Source organism: Polaromonas sp. (genome assembly GCF_029945925.1).
Classification (GTDB): Bacteria; Pseudomonadota; Gammaproteobacteria; order Burkholderiales; family Burkholderiaceae_C; genus Polaromonas.
Genome location: NZ_JAQSDN010000027.1, coordinates 1 through 21,378, shown reverse-complemented (window position 1 = coordinate 21,378; position 21,378 = coordinate 1). Strand labels below are relative to the sequence as shown.

At 64.5% G+C, this 21,378-nt stretch carries 18 protein-coding genes and 1 pseudogene; 4 read left to right on the top strand and 15 right to left on the bottom strand.

What is annotated here, in order from left to right; translation table 11 throughout:
* Positions 1-565: 565 nt before the first annotated feature.
* From PSV40_RS06840 to PSV40_RS06825, 4 genes are all read right to left on the bottom strand, one after another.
* Entirely contained in the window at positions 566-3,082 is a 2,517-nt protein-coding gene (locus PSV40_RS06840; RefSeq protein ID WP_300535920.1) for a YgiQ family radical SAM protein, read from the bottom strand.
* Between the two features lie 130 nt (positions 3,083-3,212).
* Complete coding sequence (locus tag PSV40_RS06835) at positions 3,213-3,662, bottom strand: MarR family winged helix-turn-helix transcriptional regulator (RefSeq protein WP_300535918.1); 450 nt, start codon at positions 3,660-3,662, stop codon at positions 3,213-3,215.
* Positions 3,652-3,849, bottom strand: coding sequence for a hypothetical protein (locus tag PSV40_RS06830; protein WP_300535916.1), 198 nt, complete (start codon positions 3,847-3,849; stop codon positions 3,652-3,654). Before PSV40_RS06830 ends, PSV40_RS06835 begins: the two co-directional genes overlap by 11 nt.
* Entirely contained in the window at positions 3,846-5,420 is a 1,575-nt protein-coding gene (locus tag PSV40_RS06825) for an FAD-dependent oxidoreductase (RefSeq protein ID WP_300535913.1), read from the bottom strand. Before PSV40_RS06825 ends, PSV40_RS06830 begins: the two co-directional genes overlap by 4 nt.
* Positions 5,421-5,576: 156 nt before the next feature.
* On the opposite strand from PSV40_RS06825, the pseudogene PSV40_RS06820 reads away from it, so the two are divergent.
* Positions 5,577-6,485 (top strand): annotated as a pseudogene (locus PSV40_RS06820) (crotonase/enoyl-CoA hydratase family protein); the annotation flags it as partial.
* Here PSV40_RS06820 and PSV40_RS06815 read toward each other — a convergent pair.
* Both PSV40_RS06815 and PSV40_RS06810 read right to left on the bottom strand, forming a co-directional pair.
* Positions 6,476-6,631 carry a hypothetical protein gene (locus PSV40_RS06815; RefSeq protein WP_300535910.1) on the bottom strand — a complete coding sequence of 52 codons (156 nt, stop codon included), beginning with the start codon at positions 6,629-6,631 and terminating at the stop codon, positions 6,476-6,478. The pseudogene PSV40_RS06820 and the gene PSV40_RS06815 overlap by 10 nt on opposite strands.
* 11 nt (positions 6,632-6,642) lie before the next feature.
* Positions 6,643-6,948 carry a hypothetical protein gene (locus tag PSV40_RS06810; protein WP_300535907.1) on the bottom strand — a complete coding sequence of 102 codons (306 nt, stop codon included), beginning with the start codon at positions 6,946-6,948 and terminating at the stop codon, positions 6,643-6,645.
* Positions 6,949-7,340: 392 nt separating this feature from the next.
* On the opposite strand from PSV40_RS06810, the gene PSV40_RS06805 reads away from it, so the two are divergent.
* Both PSV40_RS06805 and PSV40_RS06800 read left to right on the top strand, forming a co-directional pair.
* Positions 7,341-7,598, top strand: a complete 258-nt coding sequence (locus PSV40_RS06805) for a hypothetical protein (RefSeq protein ID WP_300535904.1) — start codon at positions 7,341-7,343, stop codon at positions 7,596-7,598.
* 81 nt (positions 7,599-7,679) lie between these two features.
* Entirely contained in the window at positions 7,680-9,857 is a 2,178-nt protein-coding gene (locus PSV40_RS06800; RefSeq protein WP_300535901.1) for a catalase, read from the top strand.
* 24 nt (positions 9,858-9,881) lie between these two features.
* On the opposite strand, the gene PSV40_RS06795 is transcribed toward PSV40_RS06800, so the two are convergent.
* Entirely contained in the window at positions 9,882-12,431 is a 2,550-nt protein-coding gene (locus PSV40_RS06795) for a penicillin acylase family protein (protein WP_300535899.1), read from the bottom strand.
* 69 nt (positions 12,432-12,500) lie between these two features.
* Positions 12,501-13,931 (bottom strand): aldehyde dehydrogenase family protein, encoded by a 1,431-nt coding sequence (locus tag PSV40_RS06790; protein WP_300535896.1) that lies wholly within the window; start codon positions 13,929-13,931, stop codon positions 12,501-12,503.
* Positions 13,932-14,242: 311 nt separating this feature from the next.
* Here PSV40_RS06790 and PSV40_RS06785 point away from each other — a divergent pair, with 311 nt between their 5' ends.
* Positions 14,243-14,563, top strand: a complete 321-nt coding sequence (locus PSV40_RS06785; protein WP_300535894.1) for a hypothetical protein — start codon at positions 14,243-14,245, stop codon at positions 14,561-14,563.
* A 70-nt stretch (positions 14,564-14,633) separates the two neighbouring features.
* Here PSV40_RS06785 and PSV40_RS06780 read toward each other — a convergent pair whose 3' ends face one another.
* From PSV40_RS06780 to PSV40_RS06750, 7 genes are all read right to left on the bottom strand, one after another.
* A complete protein-coding gene (locus PSV40_RS06780) occupies positions 14,634-15,617 on the bottom strand; it encodes an LD-carboxypeptidase (RefSeq protein ID WP_300535892.1) in 984 nt (327 codons plus the stop codon).
* A 14-nt stretch (positions 15,618-15,631) separates the two neighbouring features.
* The gene (gene tadA, locus PSV40_RS06775) at positions 15,632-17,011 is read right to left on the bottom strand and encodes a tRNA adenosine(34) deaminase TadA (RefSeq protein WP_300535889.1); all 1,380 of its coding nucleotides are present in this window, start codon (positions 17,009-17,011) and stop codon (positions 15,632-15,634) included.
* A 66-nt stretch (positions 17,012-17,077) separates the two neighbouring features.
* Positions 17,078-17,317, bottom strand: a complete 240-nt coding sequence (locus PSV40_RS06770; protein WP_300535886.1) for a hypothetical protein — start codon at positions 17,315-17,317, stop codon at positions 17,078-17,080.
* Position 17,318: 1 nt separating this feature from the next.
* On the bottom strand, positions 17,319-17,957 hold the full coding sequence (locus PSV40_RS06765; protein ID WP_300535883.1) for an FMN-binding negative transcriptional regulator: 639 nt from the start codon (positions 17,955-17,957) through the stop codon (positions 17,319-17,321).
* A gap of 74 nt (positions 17,958-18,031) precedes the next feature.
* Positions 18,032-18,616 carry an RNA 2',3'-cyclic phosphodiesterase gene (gene thpR, locus PSV40_RS06760; RefSeq protein ID WP_300535879.1) on the bottom strand — a complete coding sequence of 195 codons (585 nt, stop codon included), beginning with the start codon at positions 18,614-18,616 and terminating at the stop codon, positions 18,032-18,034.
* A gap of 45 nt (positions 18,617-18,661) precedes the next feature.
* A complete protein-coding gene (guaA, locus tag PSV40_RS06755; protein WP_300535876.1) occupies positions 18,662-20,275 on the bottom strand; it encodes a glutamine-hydrolyzing GMP synthase in 1,614 nt (537 codons plus the stop codon).
* A 68-nt stretch (positions 20,276-20,343) separates the two neighbouring features.
* On the bottom strand, positions 20,344-21,378 hold a 1,035-nt coding region (locus PSV40_RS06750), incomplete at its 5' end, for an IMP dehydrogenase (RefSeq protein ID WP_300535873.1).

Sequence of the window (21,378 nt, the reverse complement as noted above, 5' to 3'; positions counted from 1 at the left end):
GGCGATGTCAGCGGCCGGACGCCAAAAAATCCGCCCCCCCCCCCCCCGGGCCGTGCCCCGTCGTGGCTGGCACATGACAAGGTGCAGGAAATTCAACCAAATGAAGCGAATTTTCATGCCGGCGCCGTCACCCAAGGCTCGATCGGAGCACCGATCACTGTGTCTGATTGCCCGGCTTTGCCGTTTGCCCTGGGAGCCTGTCGGGCTTGGGGCGTCGATAGCGAAAATCGGCCCCAGCGAGGACGGTTTTTGTCGGGTTTGCAGGCCCATAGCCCAGCTATGGGACAAAAAGGCGGTAAAAAATGGACCGCGGCGGTCGATTTGCAGCCGACGATCCCCAAGTCCAACAGGCTCCTATAGCAGCCGAAGCAAACAACCTCGCACGGCCCGTCGCCCGGCTCGTCGCACGACCCTTCGGCGAGAACCGCGCTTCAGCGGTGTATTCACGATCAATCCAACACGTATGAGCGCCAGCACTTGTGCAGGCAGCGATGCCACGAGGACCGGCGCGCAGCAGCGCTTACGCTTGGATGGCAGATCGCGTCCGCAACGGCATCAAACCGTTTCAGCGCGCCTTGCGCACAAAGGGCCTGCCGCCCGGCTTGCCCGACCCGCTGTCGCGCGGCGGCAGACCGGTGTGCTGGGTCAGGATACGACCCTTCATCGGGGTCACGGGTTTCAAAGCCACGGAGGTCGAGTTTTTCTTGCGCGCGCTCACGTAGCCGCCGTCGGTCATGGGCTGGAAGGTCGGGATCAGGTGGTGCTTGCCGTTGCCGATCAGGTCGGCGCGGCCCATCGCCTTGAGCGCCTCGCGCAGCAGCGGCCAGTTGTTGGCGTCGTGGTAGCGCAAAAAGGCTTTGTGCAGGCGGCGGCGCTTGTCGCCGCGCACGATGTCCACCGTCTCGCTGTCGCGCGTGATCTTGCGCAGCGGGTTCTTGTTGGTGTGGTACATCGTGGTGGCGGTGGCCATGGGCGACGGGTAAAACGTCTGCACCTGGTCGGCGCGAAAGCCGTTTTTCTTGAGCCAAATCGCCAGATTCATCATGTCTTCGTCGCTGGTGCCGGGGTGGGCGGCGATGAAGTACGGAATCAGAAACTGCTTCTTGCCGGCTTCGAGCGTGTACTTCTCGAACATCTGCTTGAACTTGTCGTAGCTGCCGATGCCCGGTTTCATCATCTTGGTCAGCGGCCCCTGCTCGGTGTGCTCTGGCGCGATCTTGAGGTAGCCGCCAACGTGGTGCGTGACCAGTTCTTTCACGTACTCCGGGCTTTGCACGGCCAGGTCGTAACGCAGGCCGGAGCTGATCAAAATCTTCTTCACGCCCTTGAGCGCCCGCGCGCGGCGGTACATCTTGATCAGCGGGTTGTGGTCGGTGTTGAGGTTCTGGCAGATGCCGGGGTAGACGCAGCTTGGCTTGCGGCAGGCCGATTCGATCTCGGGCGACTTGCAGCCGATGCGGTACATGTTGGCGGTCGGCCCGCCCAGGTCGGAAATGGAGCCGGTGAACCCCTTGACGGTGTCGCGGATGGCCTCGATCTCGCGGATCACCGAGTCTTCCGAACGGCTCTGGATGATGCGGCCCTCATGCTCGGTGATGGAGCAGAAGGTGCAGCCGCCGAAGCAGCCGCGCATGATGTTCACGCTGAAGCGGATCATTTCCCAGGCCGGGATCTTGGTCGCGCCGTCGTGGCTGCCATTCGCATCCTGGTAGGCCGGGTGCGGGGCGCGTGCGTAGGGCAGATCGAACACGTAGTCCATCTCGGCCGTGGTCAGCGGAATCGGCGGCGGTGTGATCCAGACATCGCGCGCGGTTGCGCCTTCGCCATGCGCCTGCACCAGCGCGCGTGCGTTGCCGGGGTTGGTTTCGAGGTGCAGCACGCGGTTGGCGTGGGCATAGAGCACGGCGTCGCTTTTGACCTGCTCGTAGGAAGGCAGGCGGATCACCGAGCGGTCGCGCGGCGGGACCTTGATCTTGCCGATGGCTGGAGTCGGGGAGCTCTCACCCCTGCCCTCTCCCAGGGGGAGAGGGAGTAAAACCGGCCGCGTCGAAATCACTTCCGGTCCTGTTCCCTCTCCCGCTGGGAGAGGGTTAGGGTGAGGGCTCAGCGAATTGGCTTTCAACCGCAAATTGGGGTTGGGCACAAACCTCAGCGGCATCGCCGCGCCCTCACGCCTGCCCTCTCCCGGAAGGAGAGGGAGTGATCCCGCAGCCTCGGCCTGCGCGGCCACTTGGGCAGCTTCGTCTTCGCGCGCGCAGCTGGCGCCCTGCTCTTTGGCCTGCTCGGAAATCATCAGGTAGGGATTGACATGCGCCTCGACCCGGCCCGGCGCGTCCACGCTGGTGGAGTCGATTTCGAACCAGCCTTGCGCGCTCTCGTCGCCCGTGCGGCGGATGAACGCCGTGCCGCGGATGTCGGTCATGGTCGCGACCGGCTCCTTGGCGGCGATGCGGTGGGCAATTTCGACAATCGCGCGTTCGGCGTTGCCGTACAGCAGCAGGTCGCACTTGGCATCCACCACGATGGAGCGGCGCACCTTGTCGGACCAGTAGTCGTAATGGGCGATGCGGCGCAGCGAGCCTTCGATGCCGCCCAGGATGATGGGCACGTCCTTGTACGCTTCGCGGCAGCGCTGCGAATAAACGATGGCGGCGCGATCGGGCCGCTTGCCGCCGATGTCGCCGGGCGTGTAGGCGTCATCGCTGCGGATCTTGCGGTCCGCCGTGTAGCGGTTGATCATCGAATCCATGTTGCCGGCGGTCACGCCGAAAAACAGGTTCGGTTTGCCCAGGGCCTTGAACGGGTCGGCGCTTTGCCAGTCGGGCTGGGCGATGATGCCGACGCGAAAGCCCTGGGCTTCGAGCATGCGGCCGATGACCGCCATGCCGAAGCTCGGGTGGTCCACATAGGCGTCGCCGGTGACGATGATGATGTCGCAACTGTCCCAGCCCAGGACGTCCATCTCGGCCCGGCTCATGGGCAAAAATTTCGACGTGCCGAAGCGGCTGGCCCAGTACTTCCGGTAGCTGGTCAGCGGTTTGGCGGCGCGCGCGAAAAAAGAGACGTCGATGGGGGCGTTCATGGGGGCCTAAAGAGGACCTAAAAGGGCAACCTTTGATTTTAAGGTTTTAAGCCCGCTTGTGCTCCTCACATGGGTATTTCGCGCCCCCAATCAACCCAAATCAAGCCGATTCGGCCTTTAAATGACCGATTCAGGCCCGGGCGTGGGCAATCAGGCGGTCCAGCATGCGGCCCAGTTGCTGCTGCTGCGTCGCCGACAGGCAGCCAAAAATCTCGTCATTGCGCCGCGCAATCAGCGCCATCACGCGGCTCCACAAGCGCTGGCCTGCCCTCGTCAGCGTCAGCACCACGCCGCGGCCGTCAGAGGTGCTGGCATCCTTGCACACCAGGCCGCGGTCCACCAGCGACTGCGCCGCACGGCTGGCCTGGCCCTTGTTGAGGTTGGCCCTGGCGGCCAGTTCCACCACCGAGAGCGGCGCAAAGTTGCCGATGGCCGCCAGGCAGCGCGCCTCGCCGACCGGCAGGTTGAACTCGTCGGCATAGGCGTCGCTGCTGAACTTGTCGGTCAGCTTGTTGACCAGGTGCAGCCGGTAGGTCAGGAACTCGTCCAGCCGCGGGGTGCCGGGGGATTTACGCGGCATCACCGGCCTCGGCGGCGCACTGTGTCTGCGCGTTGGCGATCAGCGGCAACACCTGGTCGGCACCTTCGAAGCGGCTCATCAGCGACAGGCTCAGCATGGCCAGCAAAAGCGGCGCCCGGGCCTCGCCCACCTGCGCGAGGGCTTCGCACAGGGCGGAATAACTCAGGTCAAGGTCGGCATCGGTCATACGGCGAATCCTTTGAGTTCGAGGGCGGCCAGCAGCGGCGCCGGGTCCAGGCCGCGCCAGCGGCCCATCACATAACCGTCGGGGCGTACCAGCACCAGAGCCTCGGCGCTGGCGTCGGGCAGGCCGTAACGCTGGCGCGCCTGGCCCAGCGTGTCGGCCTCGGGTTCAATCGCCAGCACCGCCACGCCGTGGTCCGGCAAATCGCGCAGCGCATCGGGCAAGGCGCCGCCGGCAAACACCAGGCACACCATGTCGCGGCCAAAACATTGCGTGAGGTGTAGCGGGCCGTGCGGTCCGGCCAGCAGGGCCTCGGGCGCGGGCGCACCTGGCGCGGCCAGATCGCTGGCCCACGCACCGGCTTGCGGCAGGTTGAGCGGTGAGTCGACATAGGTGATGGGCGAGGACTGGCGCGGGTTGATCAGCGGCCGCACCTTGTCATCGCTGAGTGCTAGCCGCAAGGTGGCTTCCCGCATCAGCTTGAAGGCAAAGTTGGGCGGCGCCATGAATTCGGTGCTTTTGGCGCCATAGGCGATGTTTTCACGCGCGGCGTGGACCCGCTCGGTGGAATACGAATCGAGCAGGTCTTCAGCCGCCCGGCCCTCAATCACGGCGGCGAGCTTCCACGCCAGGTTACCGGCGTCGTCCAGCCCGGAGTTGAGCCCGCGCACGCCGAAGATAGGCACCAGGTGCGCAGCGTCACCCGCGAACAACACGCGGCCGTGGCGGTAGCTGTCCAGGCTCAGGCACTTGGCGTTGTAGATCGAGATCCACAGCGGCTCCCAGGGCTCGTCCTCGCCGATCATGCGCAAATGGCTTTGCACGCGCGGCAACACGTTTTCGGGCTTGACGGCCTCGACCGGGTCTTCGTCGTCACGGATCTGGTAGTCGATGCGCCAGACATCGTCGGGCTGGCGGTGCATCAGGATGGTGGAGCCCGGGTTGGACGGCGGGTCGAACCAGGCCAGGCGCTCGACCGCGCGCCGGGTCTTCTGCACGATGTCGACGATCACATATTTGCCGTCGTACTGCGTGCCCTGAAGCTGCAGGCCGAGCTGCTCGCGCACGGTGCTGCGTCCGCCGTCGCAGGCGACCACCCAGTCGGCGCGAACCTTGTGGAGTCCCGAGGGGCTTTCGACTTCGACCTCGGCGCCATCGGCAAGCTGGCGTACGGCCGTCACGCGGCTGGACCAGCGCAGGTCCATGGCCGAGGTGCCGGCGCGGTGCGCAAACTCCTCCACATAAAACTGCTGGATGTTGACCATGGGCGCAAAACGCTGGGTCGGCTCGCTCGGCATCTGGAAATGCAGCACCTCGGCGTCGCGCCAGTAACTGCGCCCGCCCACCCAGGACAGGCCCTTGTCCACCAGCGGCTTGTCGGCGCCGACCCAGCCGAGGATTTCCTGCGAACGGCGCGACATGCAGATGGCGCGGCTGCCGCTGCAGTAAGCCTCATCGGCTTCCACCACCAGGCATTCGATGCCGTAGCGCGAAAGCAGCGCAGCCAGGGTGAGACCGACCGGTCCACCGCCGGCAATCAGCACCGGAACACGGTCCGGGAATGGGGAATTCATGAGAGTCATGGGTAGATGTTTATTTGGTTGCGGACACAACTATAATCCGAACTGGTTGCAGTCGCAACCAGTTGGAGAAAGCAGACCCGTCCTTGCCCGCCACGGTGCCTGCCCCACCCTTGGCTATGATGGTTTTCATCACAACACCGGAGACAAGACATGCCCGAATTCAGCACCCTGCGCATAGCCAAGGACGCCGCCCACCCGCGCATCGCGCGCCTGCTGCTCAACCGGCCGGAGCGGCTCAACGCCATCAACGACGCCATGCCGCGCGAGATCCGCGCCGCCATCGACTGGGCAGCGGCCGAGGATGAGGTCCACGTGATCATTGTCGAAGGCGCGGGCAAGGGGTTTTGCGGCGGGTACGACCTCAATCACTTCGGCGAAGGCAACATCGACCACCCCTGCCAGCAGGAGCAGTTCCCCTGGGACCCGATGGTGGACTACGCCTACATGAAGCGCAACACCGAAGATTTCATGAGCCTATGGCGCAGCCCGAAACCGACGATTGCCAAGGTCCACGGTTACGCCGCCGCCGGAGGCAGCGACATTGCGCTGTGCTGCGATTTGCTGGTGATGGCCGACGATGCACGTATCGGCTACATGCCGACCCGCGTCTGGGGTTGCCCCACCACCGCGATGTGGACTTATCGCCTGGGCGCCACCCGCGCCAAGCAGATGATGTTCACCGGCGACACCATCGACGGAAAAAAGGCCGCCGACTGGGGCCTGGCCAACGAAAGTGTGCCGATCGACCAGCTGGAAGCGGCCACCTTGAAACTCGCGCAGCGCATCGCCGGCGTGCCGCGTTCGCATCTGGCCATGCACAAGATGGTGGTCAACCAGGTGATGCTGACCATGGGGCTGGAGCAGACGCAGATGATGGCCACCGTGTTCGATGGCATCACGCGCCACAACCCCGAGGGCATGTGGTTTCGCCGTTATGCCCAGGCCGAAGGTTTCAAGGCCGCCGTGCAGTGGCGCGACAGCGGCGAGCCGATTCCCGAAGGCGACGAGGCGCGCAACGCCATCCGCGACTTGTCGTCGCGACCGCCTCAGGCCTGAGCCGGACTCACCTGGCCCGGCTCGCGCACAGGCTGGACGGGCTCGCCGGGCGGCAAGTCGATCACCTCGGGTGGTGGCTCCGGTGCCGGCGGCATCACCGGCGGCGGACTGTCGGGTGGCACGTGGGCCTTCCAGGAACGAGGCATGGCACGAAGGCTCATGAACGTTGGTTACGCCTGCGGCGGCTGACCACCGACCGCAGCACTGCGGCGGCCAAGGCGCCCGCCGCCAGGGCGAGCAGCGCGGACTGACCCGGCTTGCGGGCCACCTGGCTGGCCAGCGACTCGCGGTAGCGCGTCAGCACACCCGGTGCTGCCACATCATGGCCGACGGGGGCCAGAATCCCGTCCGATGCGGGGTTGCTCAGCACCGCCTGTTCGGCCGATTGCAGCACGTCCTCGGTCAGCGGCCGCGATGGCGCGGCTGGCAGTGCGTTTTCTTCTTCAATGCGGGGCGTGATCATCAGGACGCTTTCTCCGGGTCGGTTCCGGTTCAGTAAAAAATGGCGGGCCCCAACCGGGCCACATGCTTTTCTCGCAGCCCTTCAACCTTAAAAGGATTGGCCGGCCCGGCATGCGGGAAACCCCAGTGTCGCCCTGTAGGAGGAGGCCCCGGCGCGGCCGCGCCTGTGCCGGGGCCTGGCACAGCGTTTGTCCGGCCCACGCGGCGGTCAGGCAGTGCGACGCATTGAAGTAAGACGGGTCTTACAAGGGCTCGCGACTGACCTTACAGCCACTGGCGCCCGGCAACTACGGCCCCCAGCCGCCCCGCCTTGTAAGGTGGGAGCTGATCTTCCTCGTCGAAGTGTTTTCCGCCGTGTTTTCTTTCACCGCCCCCTTCCCATGAGGACATCCGATGGCACTCGCAGCATCCTCCCCCACCGACGCCCCCGGCACAGCGGGCACGCGCCAGCGGCATTCCCCTTTCGGACCCGCGGCCTGGCTGGTGGCCACCTTGATCGGCCTGGGCGCCCTGCTGGCCATGTTGCCCGACGGCACGGCCGAGCCGCTGCAGACCGTCATTGCCTGGCTGATGGTCGCGATGGTGGCGACCCTGGCCGTGATGCTGGTTGCCAAGGGGATGGAGCGCCTGCTCGACAGCGAGTCCAGTTAGCGCCCCTGCAGCCGCCGCACGGGCCACCTGTCCGCTCGACGCACTTTCCTCACCTTTTTGAACCGTTTTCAAGGAACCCAGATGACGCAACCCAAGCGCAGTACAGCCAGCGCCCCCAAGCTTTCCAACGGGGCCACCGAAAAGCAAAAACAGCTTCAGGCTTCTACTGCCGACGCCGCCAGCACGCTGACGACCAACCAGGGTCTGCACATTCCGGACAACCACAATTCGCTCAAGGCCGGCGTCCGCGGTCCGACGCTGATGGAGGACTTCGTTCTCCGCGAAAAAATAACCCATTTCGACCACGAGCGCATTCCCGAGCGCGCCGTGCATGCACGCGGCTCTGCGGCGCACGGGTTTTTCAAGCTCTACAAGCCGATGACGCAGTTCACCAGCGCCGGTTTTCTGCAGAATCCCGAGCTGGAAACCCCGGTGTTTGCGCGCTTTTCCACCGTTGCGGGATCACGGGGGTCGGCCGACACGGTGCGCGACGTGCGCGGCTTTGCCGTCAAGTTCTACACCGACGAAGGCAACTACGACCTGGTGGGCAACAACATCCCGGTCTTCTTTGTCCAGGACGCGATCAAGTTCCCCGACCTCGTCCATGCCCTCAAGCCCGAGCCCCACAACGAGATGCCGCAGGCCGCGAGCGCGCACGACACCTTCTGGGACTTTGTCTCGCTGATGCCCGAATCCACCCACATGCTGATGTGGGCGATGTCGGACCGCGCCATTCCACGCAGCTACCGGATGATGGAAGGTTTTGGCGTGCACACCTTCCGGTTCATCAATGCGCACGGCGACGCGCATTTTGTGAAATTCCACTGGAAGCCCAAACTCGGCGTGCACGGCCTGGCCTGGGACGAAGCCCAGAAAATTGCAGGAAAAGACGGTGACTACCACCGCCGGGACCTCTGGGAAGCCATCGACAAGGGCGACTTTCCGGAGTGGGAACTCGGCGTGCAGATCATCGAGGAAGGCCAGGAAGACAAGCTCGGCTTTGACATTCTGGACCCGACCAAGCTGATTCCCGAATCGGTCGTTCCGGTGCAGCGCATCGGCAAGATGGTGCTCAACCGCAATCCGGACAACTTCTTCGCCGAGACCGAACAGGTGGCGTTTCACCCCGGCCATCTGGTGCCGGGCATCGATTTCACCGACGACCCGCTGCTGCAGGGGCGCCTGTTTTCCTACACGGACACCCAGCTGTCACGCCTGGGCGGGGCGAATTTTCACGAGATTCCGATCAACAAGGCGGTCTGCCCTTTCCACAATTTCCAGCGCGACGGCATGCACCGCCAGGGCATCAGCAAAGGGCGGGTCGCTTACGAACCCAACACCCTGGCGACAGGCGCGGAATTTCGCGTCGATGGCGGCGCCCAGGGTTTTCACACCCATCCGCAGGCGCTGGAATCCCCGAAAATCCGCCGGCGCAGCCCTTCGTTCGACGACCATTTTTCCCATGCCACGCTGTTCTGGAACAGCCAGAGCCCGGCCGAAAAAGACCACATCGTGGCCGCCTTCCGGTTTGAACTGTCCAAGGTCGAGGTGCCCGACATCCGCCAGCGCATGGTCGACAACCTGGCGCATGTGGATGCCAAGCTGGCCGCCCGGGTGGCGGCGCCGCTGGGCATCAACGCCCCCGACGCCAAGGCCGCAGCCGGGCGGCTGGGCTTTCGCGACTACCGGATCGCGCAGACCGTCGATGAAGATGCGGCCTTGAGCATGGCCGGCCGGCCGGCCACCGACAACATCCGGACACGCAAGGTCGCGATTCTGGTCGCCGACGGCGTGGACCTGCTGAGCTTCAAGCGCCTGCAACAGGAGCTGCTGGACGCCGGCGCCCAGTGCAAGGTGGTCGCGCCCCAGCTCGGCCACGTCACCACCTCCTCAGGCAAACAGCTTCCCGCGGACCACACGTTCTCCAACACCTCGTCCATCATGTTTGATGCGGTCGTGATACCGGGCGGCGCAGCCAGTGCCGCCACGCTGGCACAGCTGGGCGACGCCATCCATTTCGTGCTGGAGGCCTATAAACATTGCAAGACCGTGTGCGCCCTCAACGAGGGCGCGCAGTTGCTCGGCACGCTGGGCTTTGCGCTCGACACCAAGGATGGCGCGCTGATGGAGCCCACCGAGGGCATTCTGCTGGGCGACTCGCGCAAGGCGGCCGACGGTCAGATTTCACAGGCCTTGATTGCCGCCATGGCCCGCCACCGCCATTGGGACAGGCTCAACGTGGAAGCCGTGCCGGCCTGAGCCGACGGCCGGACCTGTCCAACCTCAAGGCGCCAGCGTCAGCTGGTGGGCAAACGCCGCCGGTTTCATTTGCAGCGGGCGGTAACCCACAGCCGCCCAGGTCTGGCGCATGTCGCGGTAGCGGCTTGAAAACACCAGGCCGCTCTGTCCGGTCTGGTAGATGAACTGCGAGTTCTCCAGATCGGCCAGGTCGTACACGGCGCGCAGCGACGCCGCATGCCGGTTGGCGAACGGGGTGTTGTGGTCGTTGGGCCAGTACTGGCCGACATTGATGGTGAAGGAGTCCCCGTCCGTCGGCACCCGCACGTCGAACACCCGGGCCAGCACCGGCACGCTGCCGAAGGGCCGGTGCGCTGACAGCGCGTAATGGACATCACCCCACTTCCATAACGCCGGTACCTGGCCATGGCTGGCCTGCAGGCGCGTGAGCGCGCGGTCAAGCGCGGCGGTGGACTGGGCAGCGCAACCTGCGGCACCGCACCAGAAGCCGTCGTTGCGCTGGACAATCTCCTCGATGGCACTGCGGAAATGGCGCTTGCCATACATGGCTTTGAGACGCTCCTCGCCGAGCTTGCCGCCGATCACGCCACGCGTGAGTTCATCGGCCCAGGTCGAGAAAATCAGCGGAGCCGCGCTGTCGGCGCGCATGCGGCCGTCAAAGCCGGCCAGAACGGCTTGCGCCTGCTGGGCCAGCACATGTTGTGATGCCGTCTTCTGCAACAACGGCAGCAGCGTCAGCGTGGCCAACGACAAGGGGTCGCCCTGGATCTTCTGCATTGACGCCAGATCATGCCGGGGTGTTTCACCCAGCAGCTTCTCGATGCGGTCAAAGCGGTAAGGAGCCACCCAGTCCTGGCCCATGAAGAAGTCATAACCGGGCGGGGTCACGCTCTGGTTGGCGTTGGCAAACCAGCCTTTTTTGCCGATGGCCAGCGCATCGGTCTGCGGCGTCTGGGCATACGGCAGCCAGCCGGCCCAGTCGTACTTTGCCTCCCAGCCCGGTGAGGGTGCAATACCCCGGATGTCGTTGTCCGGCTGGCGCAGGGGAACCTTGCCCACGGCCTTGTAGGCCACCTTGCCGGCCACATCGGCCATCACGAGGTTCTGCATGGGCGAGTGGTAATTCGCGTAGGCAGCCAGCAGGTCGTCCACGGACTGCGCCTGGTTGCCGCGCACGCCCGCCACCACCGTCAGGTTGTCCGTCTCGAGGGCACTCCAGCGCAGCGAAAGCACGTACTTGCCGGTGTCCAGCACCTCGCCATGCGCTTTTTGCACGTCGCTGAGTACCGGGCCGTGGCGGCTGACACGCACCGTCAGGCTGACGTCCGGCCTGCCCTTGACGGCGATGGTTTCACGGCGTGTCTTGAACCAGGCCCATAACGGCTGGCCCGCCGCCCCCGGCACCCGGTACTGCTGCGGGTTGGCGGGGTTGATCTGCTCCAGGTACAGGTCCTGCACGTCGGGGCCGGTGTTGGTAAAGCCCCAGGCCACCTTGTCGGTGCGGCCCAGCACCACAAAAGGAAGGCCGGGCAAGGTGGCACCGATCACATCCATGCCCGGCAGCGTGCTTCCGTCCGCGGCCTTGCCGGCGGGTGCCTGCAGGTGCGCAAAGTACCAGATGGCCGGCGCCGACAGGCCCAGGTGCGGGTCGTTGGCCAGCAGGGGTTTGCCGCTGCGTGTGCGGCTGCCGGGAAGCACCCAGTTGTTGGAACCCTTGCCTTCGACGTTGCCGATGTCGGCCGCCCAGCCATTGATGTCCTGCGCCATCAAACCCCGCATCCCCTGCTGGGCTTCTGCATCAAATCGGGCTCCAGCCCTTTCTGTACTTACGCCGGCAGCTCCTGTTTTAATAGCGTCCGGCACGGTTCTGTAAACGCCGAGCCCGGCATACAGCTTGGCGAAGTCGGTTCTGGAAGCCGGCGCCTCGCCCGGGTAAGGCGTGAACAGCTGCCACAGCTGTTCGGTCGTCAGCACCCTGGCCGCGGACAGGCGCGCAAATTCATTGCCCCAGTTCCCGCCCAGGTCCAGCGCCATCATCAGCGACCAGCCGACGCTGTCCTGCGGCGTCCAGGGCTGGCCCGAGCGACCGCCCGGCTTGACGCCAAGGATGTGGAATTCCGGCGACAGCGCCTGTGCGCTGCCGGCATAAAAGGCGTTGATGCCGTCGCTGTAGGCCTGCAACGCCGCCTTGCCGTCGGCCGGCAACACCTGCCACTGGCGCGCGGCCGCTTCCATGATGCCCAGGGTGCGCATGAGCTTGTCGGTGTCCAGCGTGGCCTCGCCCAGCACCTCCGAGAGTTCGCCGCGCATGACGCGGCGGTTGAACTCCAGCTGCCAGCCGCGCTCCTGCGCGTGCACATAACCGAGCGCGAGCCAGGCATCGCGCGGAGACTGGGCCTTGATGTGGGTGACGTCGGCGCCATCGCGCGCCACGGTCACCGGCGCCGCCAGGGCGGGCAGCTTGAGTTCGCCGTCCAGCGCCGGAAAGGCGCGCGTGGCGTAGACAGCCAGCGCAGCCGCGAGCAGCGCGACCAGCACCAGCAACACCCAGAAAAACCGTTTGATCCAGACCATGATTGCCTCCTCCTTGTTGTGGGCGATAGCCTAACCGAATCAGGCGCCCCAGCAATCAGGTGCGGGCCATCAGGCGGTCGCGACCGGCTTGAACTGCAGCGACTTGAGCTCCAGAAACTCCTCAAACCCGTACACACCCGCCTCACGGCCGTTGCCCGACTGCTTGTAGCCGCCGAAAGGCGCATTGGCATTGAAGGGGCCGCCGTTGATGTCGACCTGCCCGGTGCGGATGCGGCGCGCGACTTTCATCGCATGTTCGTCGCTGCCGCTCCAGACGCCGCCGCCCAGACCGTAAATCGTGCTGTTGGCGATCGCCACCGCCTCTTCCTCATCCTTGTACGGAATCACCACCAGCACGGGTCCGAAAATTTCCTCCTGGGCCAGCGTGTCGGTGGCTTTGATGCCAAGGATGGTCGGCTGCACAAAGTAGCCCTTCTCGAAGGCAGGCGGCTGGTCACCGCCGGCAATCACGTCCGCGCCCTCTTCGATGCCGGTGCGGATGAATCCCAGCACGCGGTCGCGCTGGTTCGCGCTGACCAGCGGACCGAGCTTGCTGGTTTCCTCGAGGCTGGGACCAATGCTGAACTTGGCGATCACGGTTTTCGCCAGTGCCTTGACCTCGTCATAACGGCCGGCCGGCACCAGCATGCGGGTGTGGGCCGAGCAGGTCTGGCCGCTGTTGAGCATGCAGGCCGAGATCGTGCCCTTGACGGCAGCCTCGAAGTCCGCGTCTTCCAGAATCACGCTGGCCGACTTGCCGCCGAGTTCCAGCGCCACGCGTTTGACCGACTGGCTGGCGAGTTCACCGACACGTTTGCCGGCACGCGTGGACCCGGTGAAACTGACCATGTCCACCTCGGGGTGGGTCGCCAGCACTTCGCCGACCACCGGACCCATGCCGTTGACGAGGTTGAACACGCCGGGCGGCAGGCCGGCTTCGTGAATGATTTCGGCCAGGATCATGGCATTGACGGGCGCAATCTCGCTGGGCTTGAGCACCACGGTGCAGCCGGCGGCCAGCGCCGGCGCGATTTTCAGGGTGATCTGGCTGAGCGGGAAATTCCACGGCGTGATGCAGCCCACCACGCCGATCGGCTCGCGCACCACCAGCGAGTTGCCGACTTTCTTTTCCCATTCGAAATTGCGCGCGATCCTGGCAAAGTTGCTCCAGTGCCAAGTGGGCCCGCCCACCTGCACCGCGCGTGCCATCTTCAGCGGCATGCCGACTTCACGGGCGATGGTCAGCGCCATCTCGTCGGTGCGGGCCTTCAGGCCGGCCGCGACCTTGTCGAGGTAGGCGGCGCGTGTTTCGACGGGCAAGGCGGCCCAGGCGTCAAAAGCAGCGCGGGCGGCCAGCACGGCGCGTTCGGCTTCCAGCGCTGTGCCGGCCGGCACGGTCGCCATGACTTCCTCGGTGCTCGAGTCGTGCACCGGCAGGGTCTCTGCCGATTGCGCCTTGACCCATTGGCCATTGATGTAGTGCGAGGGGTAGGTAGTCATATCAAGCTCTAAAAAGGGGAATTTTGTGAAAAAACAGGGAAGCAAGAGGTAAATAAATCACAAAGAAAATCATGATGATTTTCTCGGCACGAGCAAATCAAGAAGACTCAAAAAATAATACCTTTGTTTACAACTCAAGAATCAACATGACATTTGGTTACTAACACATTGATTTATTTGTTGTTTTACGTTAACCATGTCACAGGTAGATCTTGCATCTGTAACCGTGGAGGCTTAATCTACCAGACCGCACGGTTTCGTACCGCCCTACTATCGAAAGCACAAACGCTATGCGCTGGATTAAACCTGACTTGAAAAGCAGTTTGCTGGGCCTGCTCAATGGTGGCGAGGTGACGCCTTCCAGCCTGGAAAAACGTACCGAAGGCATTCGGCAATTGATGCTCAACGAACTCGGCGAGTTCGGCGAGAAACATTACCCGAAAATTGCGCTGCGGGTGCGCTACGCCCAGGATGCGCAAGGTCTCTGGTATGCCCGCGGTGACGTCATGGCCGTGCTGTCGGCCATGCAGGGCGAAACCATTGCCCGCCAGAAGGTCAACGGCATCACAAAAATGTTTGAAGGCCTGCTGCCCGGCAGCCTTGGCTCGCGGCGCAGCTCGCTGACCAACTAGGCTGGCCCCCTCCGGGCCAGGCGCCAGCAGGTCGATAGAACCGCCGGCCAGCCCGGTGCGTTTCCCTTGCTTAATGGCTGTGACCCCAGAGCAGAAAAGCGTCCCTGTCCTCGACGGCCAGCGCCACCTTTGCCCCCACCGGCAACACCACCTTGGTCGGCACATGGCCAAACGGCAGTCCGGTCAACACCGGCGCCTTGATCTGGCGCTGCAACCACGCCACCACCGTGGCCAATTTGAACCCCTTGTCGTGCGGCACCAGCTTGTAGTTGGTGAACTGCCCCAGCACAATCGCCTTCTGCTGCGCCAGCACGCCGGCGTGCAACAGCTGCGTCAACATGCGCTCCAGCCGGTACGGGTGTTCATGCACCTCTTCCAGAAACAAAATGCCGCCCTTCACCTGGGGCAGGTAAGGGGTGCCCACCAGCGAACACAGCACCGCGAGGTTGCCGCCCCACAAAACTGCACTTTTGACGCCAAATTTGCCCTCGGCCCCCGGCTGCCAGGCGCCATCCGCTCCTGATTTCGCAGCGATTTTCGGCAGGCGCCAGCCGGTGCCCTCGCCCTGCCCCGTGATCAGGTCGTCAAAGCAGGCTTCCATGATGTCGTCAGGCTGGCCTTCGGTTCCGAAGTCCTCGCCGAGTGCCGGACCGGCCCAGCTCACCGCCCCGGTTTTGGCCAGCAGCGCGTTTTGCAGGGCCGTGAAATCGCTCAGGCCAACGAAGCGCGTGCCCCGGGACACGGCCTTGTCCAGCGCCTTGTAGTTGATATGCGGCAGCAGGCGTGTCAGCCCGTAGCCGCCCCGGGAGATCAGCGCCACATCGGCACCGCTGGCGGCCGCCCGGGCGATCGCGGCCAGCCGGGCGTCGTCGTCGCCGGCAAAACGCTGGTGGCTGCTCAGCGCGGTCTCGTCAAGCTCGACCTCATAACCCAGCGTGGTCAGGCGCCGCACGCCGCGCTTGAAAGCGGCCTTGTCGCGCACGGCGCTGGAGGGGGAGTAGATGTAGATATGTTTTTTCACGAGAAGGAGTATCCCACTGCCCGGACCAGCCATTGCAAAGCCGCCGATCAGCCGCCCAGAGAACGCACCGCCTGCCGGGCAATGCTTTCCCCATGCTCCTGCACAAAATGCCCCGCCTGCGGCAGCACCACGGCCTCGGGGCAACCGCGGATCATGGCTTGCAACTGCTGCATGACGGGCACGCCGAGCACCGGGTCCTGCGCGCCGACGGCCATCAAGGTCCGGCCTTGCCAGCGTTCGCGCCAGAAATTTCGTGCATCGCGTGAAATGGCGGCACCGTCCGAGTCCTCGAATTCCGGCACCATGGCCGGAAAGGCACGCAAGGCGGCGCGATGCCCCCGATCGGGGAAAGGCGCGTTGTAGGCGGCGCATTCTTCGGCACTCATCTGCGGGTTGCCGCGCGCGAACAGCCGTGCTACATCGAACCCGGGGTTTTTCGCGCACATCTCGCGCCAGGCCAGAAAGCCCGGCGACAAAGGCTGATCGCCAGTCGCCAGTGTCGTGTTCATGACCAGCAGGCCGCGGTAGCGCTCGGGCGCGGCCATCGGCAGGGTCAGGCCCAGCAGGCCACCCCAGTCCTGCACCACCAGCACGATGTTCTTCAGGTCCAGGCGCTCCACCAGCTCCAGCAGGTTCTGCCGGTGTCCGGTGAAGCTGTGAAAGCTGTCCTTTTTGGGCTTGTCGCTTTTGCCGAAACCGATCAGGTCGGGCGCCACCACCCGGTGCCCGGCCGCCAGGAACACCGGAATCATTTTGCGGTACAGATAGCTCCAGGCCGGATTGCCGTGCAGGCACAGCCAGGTGAGTCCCTCACGGGGCCCCTCGTCGAGGTAATGCATGCGCAGGCCGGCCAGTGAAGGCAGGTCGCCGAGGTAACGGGGCGCCCAGGGGTAGCCTGGCAGATCGGCAAACGCGCCGTCGGGCGTGCGGAGCGCGTCATCGCGCAGGGGATGGTTCAGTTTTGTCTCCTGGCGCTGCTCGCTGCGTCGCTGCTGGAAAAAATCCTGCAGCAGCGCGCCGCATTCCGCGGCCAGCACCCCGCCCTGCACCTGCGTCTGGTGGTTGAGCTGCGGGTTGGCGAACAGGTCGATGACGGAACCGGCGGCCCCGGTTTTCGGATCCGGCGCACCGAAGACCACACGCTTGAGCCGCGCGTGCAGCATGGCGCCAGCGCACATGGCGCAGGGTTCCAGTGTGACAAACAGTTCACACTCATCAAGCCGGTAGTTGCCCCCGGCCTGGGCGGCAGACCGCAGGGCCTGCATTTCGGCATGAGCGGTCGGGTCATGCCCGCTGATGGGTTGGTTGCAGCCGGTGGCGATCACCTGGCCATGCCGCACCAGCACGGCACCGACCGGCACCTCGCCCGCCTCGGCGGCTTGCCGGGCCTGCGCCAGCGCCATTTGCATGTAGTACGCATCGCTCATGATTGCTTCGTTTTTTATAGCAGCTTGCGCAAGTACCACGGGGGCTGAAGCCCGATTTGATACAAATTATTTGTCTTCCGGCATGGGCCGGGCCTGCTGCATCGCGTTTTCAATCGATTGGCGCATCTGGTTCTGGATCTGCTGGCTTTGCTGCTGCGGTGTGGCGCCGGCCGCAGGCGCGGGCAAAGCCAGGCCAGCGTCTGCCGGTGCCAGCTTCACAGGCGCCGGGGAGAGTTGTTTTTTCGCCAGTACGCCGATGATGGCGACAACCATCAGCAGGCTCAGGACGCCAAAGATGGCACGCATGTCAGGTCTCCTCGCGGGGGTCGGCAGCGGTCCCCATGCCCAGCCGGTCCATCCAGCCGGCCAGTGCCTGTTCGTCGGGCGTGCCGGCGGCATACATGGCTTTCATGGCCGCGTGCGACTCGGTCCGGTGCTGGTTGAGTTTGAGCTTGCACTGCAGGTCGGTGACCTGCAACTCAAAGGCCACAATGCCGGCCAGCATCTTGTGGGCAAACTCCTCGCCCAGGCCGCGCCACTGCTCCGCATAAGGCGGCTCATGGTCGCCAATCAGCTTTTTGAGCAGCCGGTCCTTGGCCTGCGGGTCTTCGATCAGGCTGGCCTGCACGGTGCAATGCACGGCCAGGTAATTCCAGGTTGGCACCCGCGCCAGGTCGGGGTAGACCTTGGGTGACAGGTAGGCATGGGGTCCGAGAAAAGTCGCCACGGCCTGCGGCTTGGCGGCCAGGTAGCGCCAATGCGGATTGGGTTTGGCGACGTGCCCCAGTAGCACCAGCTGATCACCGCGTTCTTCCAGATGCAGCGGCAGGTGCGTCACGTAGGGCAGCCCCGCGTCGTCCACGCTGACCAGGCTGGCGAAGGGATGGTCGGTGATCAGCGCCTGGGCCTGGGCGCGGTCACCTTTGAACTGGGGAGGCAAATACATAGGCTGAAGTATCCGACAAAAAGCCGGACGCCTGAAACGGTAAAACGCGTCTGCGCTACGGCGCCATGGGCAACTCAGGCGTGTAAAGGCCAGCGCGCCAGGGGCACATGCCGGGTCTGGCCCATCAGGCTGTGCACGAGAACAAACTCGTGCGCGGTCCAGGAAACCGGCGTCACGGCCTGCGCGGGGACGCTGCGGTCATCGTAAAGAAGTGTCACATGGGGCGTGAAGCCCGGCTTGGCCCAGCGGCCAAGCACGGTATTTTTCAGCGCCTCGCCGAGGCTTTGCTGGAAAGCGGCCAGCGGCGCCAGGCCGTCGTCGCCGCGCAGGACAAACGGCCGGTTGCGCGGCGCACTGGTGAAACTGGCGACGTGGTCGAAGGTGATGTCAAACGGTGCAGCCGCAACGCCTGCCGCCGCAACGCAGGCTGCGGCGACCAGGTCCTGCGGCAGCCCGGCATGGTCGCCCAGATGATGCAGCGTGACATGGAAGCGCTCCGGTTTCAGCGGCTTGCCCTGCAGGCCGTGTTCCGCACGCAGTTGCTGCGCGAGCCGGGCAATCTGTGCGGCGGCGGCCGCGTCCGGGTAGATGGCGAAAAACAGCCTGTCGGTGGGTCGGGGCGCGGCCTCGAAGCCCGGCAGGAAAGACTGCTCAGGCATGGTGCTTGCGGGTCGCTGCGTACGGAGGCCGGGGTTGGTTGCGCCCTATTCCCATTCGATCGTGGCCGGGGGCTTGCTGCTGACATCGTAGGTCACGCGGTTGATGCCGCGCACTTCGTTAATGATGCGGCTGGAAACCTTTTTGAGCAGCGCATAGGGCAGCTCGGCCCAGTCGGCGGTCATGAAGTCGCTGGTCTGCACCGCGCGCAGGGCCACCACGTAGTCGTAGGTGCGGCCGTCGCCCATGACGCCCACACTTTTCACCGGCAGAAACACCGCAAACGCCTGACTGGTCAGGTCGTACCAGCTCTTGCCGGTGGCGTCGTCGGTGAAGTTGCGCAGCTCTTCAATGAAGATGGCGTCGGCGCGGCGCAGCAAATCGGCGTATTCCTTTTTGACTTCGCCCAGAATCCGCACCCCCAGACCCGGACCCGGGAAGGGGTGGCGGTACACCATGTGAAAAGGCAGGCCCAACGCCACGCCCAGTTCGCGCACTTCGTCCTTGAACAGCTCGCGCAGGGGTTCAAGCAGCTTCAGGCCGAGCTGCTCGGGCAGGCCGCCCACGTTGTGGTGGCTCTTGATCGTGATGGCTTTTTTGTTCTTGGCGCCGCCGCTTTCGATCACGTCCGGATAAATCGTGCCCTGGGCCAGCCAGGCCACATGGCGCGAATGGTCGCTCTTGAGCTTGCCGGCTTCGGCCTTGAACACTTCCACGAATTCGCGGCCAATGATCTTGCGCTTGGCTTCGGGGTCGCTGACGCCCTTGAGATGACCGAGGAACTGGTCGGCGGCATCGACGCGAATGACTTTCGCGTGCAGCTTGCCGACGAACATGTCCATCACCATGTCGCCCTCGTTCAGGCGCAGCAGGCCGTGATCGACAAACACGCAGGTCAGCTGGTCGCCGATGGCGCGGTGAATCAGCGCCGCCGCAACGGACGAATCGACGCCGCCGGACAGGCCCAGAATCACCTCTTCCTTGCCGACCTGGGCACGGATTTTTTCCACCGCCTCGCTGATGTAGTCGCCCATGATCCAGTCGGCCCGCGTACCGCAGATATCGAGGACAAAACGCTCCAGAATGGCCGCACCGCGCTTGGTGTGTGTGACTTCGGGATGGAACTGCACGCCGTAAAACCGGCGTTCCTCGTCGGCCATGCCGGCGATCGGGCAGCTCTCGGTACTGGCCATCAGCTTGAAGCCGGGCGGCAGCTCGGTGACCTTGTCGCCATGGCTCATCCACACATCCAGCATGCCGTGGCCGTCGGACGTCGCGTAATCCTGGATGCCTTCCAGCAGCTGGGTATGCCCATGCGCCCGCACATCGGCGGGACCGAATTCGCGCTTGTGGCCGCTTTGCACGATGCCGCCGAGCTGGTGCGCCATGGTCTGCATGCCGTAGCAGATGCCCAGCACGGGCACGCCCAGGTCGAACACCGCATGTGGCGCCTTGTCGGTGCTGTCTTCGTAGACGCTGGCGTGACTGCCGGACAGGATGATGCCCTTGAGCTTGCCATCCTGGGCGTAATCGCGGACCCAGTCGCTGGTCACATCGCAGGGATGGACTTCGCAGAACACATGGGCTTCACGGATGCGCCGGGCAATCAGCTGGGTGACCTGGGAGCCGAAATCGAGAATGAGGATTTTTTGGTGCTGCATGAAAAAGTGTCTTCAAGGCAAAAAAAGAAAAAGGCGTCTATGAAGACGCCCCTGACAAGCCAAAACGGTCAATCTGCCCTGTAATTGGGGGCTTCTTTGGTGATCTGCACGTCGTGGACATGGCTTTCGCGAATGCCGGCCGTCGTGATCTCAACGAACTCGGCCTGGTTGCGCATGTCTTCAATGGTGGCACAACCGCAGTAGCCCATGCTGGCGCGCAGGCCGCCGGCCATCTGGTAGATGATGGCGACCATGGAACCCTTGTAGGGCACACGGCCTTCAATGCCCTCGGGCACCAACTTGTCGGCGTTCGGGTTGCCGGTGGTGGCTTCCTGGAAATAGCGGTCGGCACTGCCCTGCTGCATCGCGCCAATGCTGCCCATGCCGCGGTAGCTCTTGTAGCTGCGGCCCTGGAACAAAATCACTTCGCCGGGGGCTTCCTCGGTGCCGGCAAACATGCCGCCCATCATCACGGTGCCTGCGCCGGCTGCGATGGCCTTGGCGATGTCGCCGCTGTAGCGGATGCCGCCGTCGGCAATCAACGGCACGCCGGTGCCGCGCAGCGCCATGGCCACGCTGTCAATCGCCATGATTTGCGGCACACCCACACCCGCGACGATGCGGGTGGTGCAGATGGAGCCGGGACCGATGCCGACCTTGACCGCATCCGCGCCCGCTTCCACCAGGGCCAGCGCCGCGGCGCCGGTGGCAATGTTGCCGCCGATCACATCAACCTGCGGATAGTTCTTCTTCACCCAGCGCACGCGCTCGATCACGCCGTGGCTGTGGCCGTGAGCGGTGTCGACCACGATGGCATCGACCCCGGCCCGGACCAGCGCCTCCACGCGCTCCTCGGTGCCTTCACCCACACCAACGGCCGCGCCCACGCGCAGGCGGCCCGAGGCGTCGCGCGCGGCATTGGGGAAATTGGTCTGTTTGGTGATGTCCTTGACCGTGATCAGGCCCTTGAGTTCAAAGTCGTCGTTGACCAGCAGCAGGCGTTCAAGCTTGTGCTTGTTCAGCAGGGTCTTGGCCTCCGCCGGCGTGGTGCCGTCGGGCATGGTGATCAGACGTTCGCGCGGCGTCATGATTTCACTCACCGG